Source organism: Mangrovactinospora gilvigrisea (genome assembly GCF_001879105.1).
Classification (GTDB): domain Bacteria; phylum Actinomycetota; class Actinomycetes; order Streptomycetales; family Streptomycetaceae; genus Mangrovactinospora; species Mangrovactinospora gilvigrisea.
In genome coordinates, this window is sequence record NZ_MLCF01000166.1 from 1 (window position 1) to 6,252 (window position 6,252).

Sequence of the window (6,252 nt, forward strand, 5' to 3'; positions counted from 1 at the left end):
GCGGGGGGGTCGGCGGGGGACGTCGCGCCCGGCTCCAGGCAGAACAGCTCGCGCAGCGCCTCCGCGTAGGCCGCGCCGCCCGGCTCGCCCGCGAGCTCCTTCACCCGCACCGTCGGCGCGTGCAGCAGCTTGTCGACGACGCGGTGCACGGCCTGCTTGACCTCGGCCCGCTCGCGCGGCCCCAGGTCGGGCAACCGCCCGTCCAGCCGGTCCAGTTCCGTCGCCATCACGTCCGCCGCCATCGCGCGCAGCGCCACCACCGTCGGGGTGATCCGCGCCACCCGCTGGGCCGTCCCGAACGCCTCGACCTCGTCCGCGATCAGCTGCCGCACCTGCTCGACGTCGTCGGCGAGCGCCGCCCCGTCGGTGCCGGCCAGCCGCTCCAGGTCGACGACGGCCGCGCCGTCCACCTCGTGGGCGGCCGCGTCCACGTCCCGGGGCAGCGCCAGGTCCAGCAGCGCCAGCGGCTCCGCCGCCGCGCCCCGCTCGGCGACCGCCTCGCGCACCGCGTCCGCGCCGATCATCACACCGATCGCGCCCGTGCAGGAGACCACCAGGTCGGCCGCGCCCATCGCCGCCGCCGCGTCGGCGAACGGGATCGCCCGGCCGTCCAGCGACGCGGCGAGCCGCTCCGCCTTCTCCGCCGTGCGGTTGGCGACCACCAGCTCGGCGACGCCCGCGCGCCGCAGCGTCGCCGCCGCCAGCGAGCTCATCGAGCCGGCGCCGATCACCAGTGCCCGCTTGCCGGCCACCGGGCCGGCCTCCCGCTCGACCTCGGCGAGGCCCACCGTCACCAGCGACTGCCCGGCCCGGTCGATGCCGGTCTCGGTGTGGGCCCGCTTGCCGACCCGCAGCCCCTGCTGGAACAGCTCGTTGGTGAGCCGCCCAGCGGTGCCGTGCGTCTGCGCGGTGCCCAGCGCGTCCTTCAGCTGGGCGAGGATCTGGCCCTCGCCGACCACCATCGAGTCCAGCCCGCACGCCACCGTGTAGAGGTGGTGCACGGCGCGGTCCTCGTAGTGCACGTACAGGTGCTCGGAGAGCTCCTCCAGCGGGACGCCGGTCCGCGCCGCGAGCACCGCCGACACCTCGTCCAGCCCCGCGTGGAACTTCTCGACGTTGGCGTACAGCTCCAGGCGGTTGCAGGTGGACAGGAGCACCGCCTCGGTGACCGGCTCGGCGGCCAGCGCCGCGGTGAGGACGCCGAGGCGCGCGTCGCCGTCCAGCGCGGCGCGCTCCAACAGGCTCACCGGCGCCGTCCGGTGGCTCATCCCGATGGCAAGGAGACTCACGCCGGCTGGACCCCCGGCTCGCGGTCCGACTTCGGCGCGGACGACGGCCGGCGGCGCACCATCGCCCCGGAGATTCCCGGGCCGGAGGCCGGCGGCTCGGCGTCGGGCGGCAGCCCGTCCCCGGCCTTGCGCTGCTCGTGGAAGGCGAGGATCTGCAGCTCGATGGAGAGGTCGACCTTGCGCACGTCCACCCCCTCGGGGACCGTCAGCACGGTCGGCGCGAAGTTGAGGATGCTGGTCACCCCGGCGTCCACCAGCCTGTCGGTGACCTCCTGCGCGGCCCCGGCCGGGGTCGCGATCACTCCGATGGACACACCGTTCTCCCTCACCACCGACTCCAGCTCGTCGACATGGCGAACCGCCTGACCGGCGATCATCTTCCCGGTGAGCTTGGGATCGGCGTCCATCAGCGCCGCCACCCGGAACCCGCGGGAGGCGAACCCCCCGTAGTTGGCGAGGGCGGCGCCCAGGTTGCCGAGCCCGACGATGACGACCGGCCAGTCCTGGGTGAGGCCCAGCTCGCGGGAGATCTGGTAGACGAGGTACTCGACGTCGTAGCCGACCCCGCGGGTGCCGTACGAGCCGAGGTACGACAGGTCCTTGCGGAGCTTGGCCGAGTTGACCCCGGCGGCCGCCGCCAGCTCCTCGGAGGAGACGGTGGGCACCGACCGCTCCGAGAGGCCGGTGAGCGCCCGAAGATAGAGAGGCAGGCGCGCGACGGTCGCCTCGGGGATGCCGCGTGTGCGCTCTGTGTGACTGCGTCCCGTTGCCACGGTGCTCCTGTGGGTGGTGCTCCGTCGGATAAGCCCTGACCGGCCGGTCACGGCTCGTCGTCCTACGTCGTTCCCCCTGACGTCCGGCCGTTCGGGCGCTGTTCGCCACAGTAGGCCTTTGTGAACGTGTGCACAAAGGCGATGTCCGTTTTGGTATCGGCCCGTGACGCGCATCACGCGGTGCCGCTCGCGCACGCCACTCCGCCTTCCGTACCGCCCCGACCTGCGTGGGTGGGATCCATCGCCGGGACCAACGGCCCGGTGCCCCCCAATCCTAAAGCCCACCGAAGCGTGCTATAGGGGACGCAACGCGGGGCCGGGCCGCGGGCGGAGAGGGGCGAGAATCGACGCATGAGCCTATTCCGCCGCAGGGCGGCCGCCGCCCACGAACTCCTGCTGCTGACGCGGCCGGGCTGCCACCTGTGCCACAAGGCGCGGGCCGCCGTCGACCGGGTCGCCGCCGAACTGGGCGTCGAGTACCGCGAGATCGACATCACCACGGACGCCGCGCTGCACGACCGCTACAAGGACGCGATCCCGGTGACGCTGGTCGACGGGGCGCCCGTCGACCAGTGGCACGTCAACGAGGAGCGGCTGCGCAGGGCGCTGACCGCCCGCTGACGGGTTCCGCTCCCGGGCGCGCGGCACGGGGCTCTGGGTTTTCCATGAAGTACATATGAGCGGGGCACAGCCGTGGCCGTTCCGTACCGATGCGGCAACACGCTGCGGGTACGCTTCGCGCATGCCCGGCGCCCCGTCCCCGTCCGCGGCGGCCGGACGGCCCGTCCGAGCGGCCGCCTTCTTCGACCTGGACAACACCCTGCTGCAGGGCGCCGCGCTCTTCCACATCGCCCGCGGCCTCTACGCCCGCCGCTTCTTCGGCCCCCGCGACCTGGCCCGCTACGCCGCACGGCAGACGCTCTTCCGGGTGCGCGCCGTGGAGGACATGGCGCATCTCACCCGGTCCCGCGACGAGGCGCTGGCGCTGATCGCCGGCCGCCCCGAGGCCGAACTCCGGGCGATGGTCGAGGAGATCTACGACGAGTTCCTCGCCGCCCGCATCTGGCCCGGCACCCGGGCCCTCGCCCAGGCCCACCTGGACCGCGGCGAGCCGGTCTGGATCCTCACCGCCGCCCCCGCGGAGTGCGCCGAGACGATCGCCGCCCGCCTCGGCCTCACCGGCGGGCTGGGCACGGTCGCCGAGACCTCGTCCGCCGGCACCTACACCGGGCGGCTGCGCGGCGCGCCGCTGCACGGGCCGGAGAAGGCGGCGGCGGTGCGCCGGCTGGCCGCGGCGGAGGGGTGGGAGCTGGGCCGCTGCTCGGCGTACAGCGACTCCTCCAACGACCTGCCGATGCTGGAGGCGGTGGGCCGGCCGGTGGCCGTCAACCCCGACGCGGAGCTGCGCCGCCGGGCCCGCGAACTCGGCTGGCCGGTGCGCGACTTCCGCACCGCGCGCAAGGCGGTGCGGGCCGGGGCGCCGGCGCTCGCCGCAGCCGGGGTGGGCGCCGCGCTGGCGCTGGCGGCGGCCCGATCGCCGCAACACGCCGGGCAGCGATCTCCGCGGCGATGACGCGCGCCCCTTTCACGCCCCCGCGCACTCCCGCACGCTCCGCCCACTCGGCGTCACCGGCCCCGAACGTCTGCGTGACCATGTCGCACGTCCGTCCGAGACAGAGCCCCCCGATTCGGCGAACGGGTCGTCAAACCGCGTCGAAACGAGCAAACTTGAGCCCCACTGCGTCGAAAACCTCGAACGGAAGCATCCCATCCGGCAAATTCAGCGACAGGGTGTAGCGCCCCCGGCACGAAGGGTTATTCTCTTCAGGCGCATCCGACACCCTCGCACCCCTACGATGGGTGAGCGGTCCCGCACAGCACGTGATGATAGTTCTGCCCATGGGAGTCCCGTGTACCCACACGTCGGGGTTGACGCCTCTGGCTTGGCTACGCTGCGCACGTTGGTCGTCACGCACCTCCACCCTGTCCCCGGTCCAGCCCTCGCGATTGCGGGCGGCCCCGAGGCCACCGAGAAGGTCGTGCCGGCACGCCGCGGCGCCCACGCCGCCCGCGGTCCAGCCGTCACCCACCGAGCCACCGCGCAACGCGCGTCCGGCACGGCGGGTTCGACCGGCACCCGCGCACGCACCGGCACCGGCGGGTGGTCCCGCGCCGGCGGGCGGACGGCCCGTCCACCCGCGGCCGACGGCGAGGCCCGCCGGATCATGGATCTCGTCGAGGCCGCGCAGTCCGGCGAGACCGAGGCCTTCGGCCGTCTCTACGACCACTACTGCGACACCGTCTACCGCTACATCTACTACCGGGTCGGAAGCCGTGCCACGGCCGAGGACCTGACCAGCGAGACCTTCCTGCGCGCGCTGCGCCGGATCTCGACCTTCACCTGGCAGGGCCGCGACTTCGGCGCCTGGCTGGTGACGATCGCCCGCAACCTGGTCGCCGACCACTTCAAGTCCAGCCGGTTCCGCCTCGAGGTGACGACCGGCGAGATGCTGGACGCCAACGAAGTGGAGCGCAGCCCCGAGGAGAGCGTCCTGGAGTCGCTCTCCAACGAGGCCCTGCTGGCCGCCGTCCGACGCCTCAACCCGCAGCAGCAGGAGTGCGTGACGCTGCGCTTCCTGCAGGGCCTCTCGGTCGCCGAGACGGCCCGGGTGATGGGCAAGAACGAGGGCGCCATCAAGACGCTGCAGTACCGCGCCGTACGCACCCTGGCGCGGCTGCTGCCGCCCGACACCCGCTGACGCACCGTCGACACGCGGTCGTCTCCCGAGGCCGCCGGTCCCTTGTACACCACAAGGGCGCCGGCGGCCTCGTCACGCCTCCGGGATGTCCCCCGATCCGATTACCCCATCACGATTGCGTAACCCTCGTGCTCCGCGACTCGTTTCTCCGTATGCAGGCCCCCAGCCGCGCCACGCGGTGCCCTGCACTCCGGCCTCGGGCCGTATCATCCGGCGGGATCCACCATCGGGTGAAACGGCTCCGGGACCGCAACGTTGTGCGGGGGCGGGGCGTCGAACACGACGAGAGGAGGTGCGGCCCGTGAACAGTGTGACTGCGGTGTATGACAGGAGACGGGCGAACGCCTTCGCCGAGGCCCTGGAGGCAGACGGCGGGTCGACGAACGGCGCGCTGCTGTCCGTGGCAAGGGCGCTCGAAGCGACGCCCCGGCCAACGCTCGACCCCGAGGTCCGGACGGCCCAGCGCGCGCGTTTGATCGCGGCGATGGAGACGGCCCTCAAGGAGGGCGGCAGCGGACCGGGCGTACCGGCGCAGCGGGAGGCCCCCGGAGGGGCGCCCAAGGCCTCGCGGGGCCGGCGCTGGGGACGGCGGGTGGCGATCGGCGCGATCGCGGCCGGGCTGGTCGGCGGCGGCTTCACCGGCGTGGCGGTGGCGAGCAACGGCGCCCTGCCGGGGGACACGCTCTACCCGGTCAAGCGCACCCTGGAGAGCGTCCGCCTCGGCCTGGCCGGCGGCGACGACTCCAAGGGCAGGCTCTATCTGGCGCTCGCCCGCACCCGGTTGACGGAGGCCCAGTCGCTGGTCCGCCGCGACGGGCACGTCGGCGGGACGTGGAAGCCCTCCGACGTGGCGGCGGTCCGCTCCACGCTGGCCGGGATGCACAACGACGCGGCCCGCGGCCGCGAGCTGCTGCGCAACGAGTACGACACCAGCGGCAAGCTCCAGCCGCTGCGCAGCATCGCGGACTTCACCCGCACCGCGCGTCCGCAGTGGACGGCCGTGGGCGCGGCGCTGCCGCCCCAGCTGGCGCCGGTCCGGCAGACGCTGGACGGGCTCTTCCGCGCCATGTCGCAGGAGGTGGCCCCGCTCGGCGACGGCGCCGCGCAGGCGGGCCGCCACAGCCCGAACTCGACGCCGGCGGCGGGCGGCTCGGCGGGGGCGACGTCCTCGCCGGGACGCGGCACGGGCTCGCCCTCCGCGGGCGGCAGCGGGACGCCGGGCAGGTCCGGCTCCGCGGGCGCCACGGGCTCGCACGGCGCGACGCCGTCCCAGCCGGGGCTCGTCGGCGGCCTGGTGGGCGGCCTGGTCGGCAACTCGCCCTCGGCGACGTCCAGTCCGTCCCCCTCCTCGAAGTCCGCCCCGCCCAACAACAGCATCGAGCTCCCGCCCCTGCTGCCGGGTCTGCCGACCCTGCACCTCTAGCGGCGCCG

6 protein-coding genes are annotated in these 6,252 nt (G+C 74.2%); 4 read left to right on the forward strand and 2 right to left on the reverse strand.

The genetic code is table 11. The annotated features are described in order from the left end of the window. Window positions 1–1,289, reverse strand: a 1,289-nt coding sequence (locus tag BIV57_RS22675; RefSeq protein WP_107409666.1) for a glutamyl-tRNA reductase, incomplete at its 3' end; no start/stop codon positions are given. Beyond that, window positions 1,286–2,062 (reverse strand): redox-sensing transcriptional repressor Rex, encoded by a 777-nt coding sequence (locus tag BIV57_RS22680; protein WP_071658747.1) that lies wholly within the window; start codon window positions 2,060–2,062, stop codon window positions 1,286–1,288. The genes BIV57_RS22680 and BIV57_RS22675, both read right to left, overlap by 4 nt. 351 nt (window positions 2,063–2,413) lie before the next feature. Between BIV57_RS22680 and BIV57_RS22685 the strand changes: the two genes are divergently transcribed. The 4 genes from BIV57_RS22685 to BIV57_RS22700 all read left to right on the forward strand — a co-directional run bounded on the left by BIV57_RS22685 (window position 2,414) and on the right by BIV57_RS22700 (window position 6,244). After that, window positions 2,414–2,683 carry a glutaredoxin family protein gene (locus BIV57_RS22685; protein WP_071658748.1) on the forward strand — a complete coding sequence of 90 codons (270 nt, stop codon included), beginning with the start codon at window positions 2,414–2,416 and terminating at the stop codon, window positions 2,681–2,683. Between the two features lie 121 nt (window positions 2,684–2,804). Beyond that, entirely contained in the window at window positions 2,805–3,635 is an 831-nt protein-coding gene (locus BIV57_RS22690) for an HAD family hydrolase (RefSeq protein WP_071658749.1), read from the forward strand. 337 nt (window positions 3,636–3,972) lie between these two features. Continuing rightward, complete coding sequence (locus tag BIV57_RS22695) at window positions 3,973–4,821, forward strand: ECF subfamily RNA polymerase sigma factor, BldN family (protein WP_071658750.1); 849 nt, start codon at window positions 3,973–3,975, stop codon at window positions 4,819–4,821. Window positions 4,822–5,122: 301 nt separating this feature from the next. Then, the gene (locus BIV57_RS22700; RefSeq protein ID WP_139275767.1) at window positions 5,123–6,244 is read left to right on the forward strand and encodes a DUF5667 domain-containing protein; all 1,122 of its coding nucleotides are present in this window, start codon (window positions 5,123–5,125) and stop codon (window positions 6,242–6,244) included. Window positions 6,245–6,252 lie beyond the last annotated feature (8 nt).

What these genes read in the sequence shown, in the direction of transcription:
- BIV57_RS22690 (WP_071658749.1), top strand. Translation starts at nt 2,805, where the DNA reads ATGCCCGGCGCCCCGTCCCCGTCCGCGGCGGCCGGACGGCCCGTCCGA.
- BIV57_RS22685 (WP_071658748.1), top strand. Translation starts at nt 2,414, where the DNA reads ATGAGCCTATTCCGCCGCAGGGCGGCCGCCGCCCACGAACTCCTGCTG.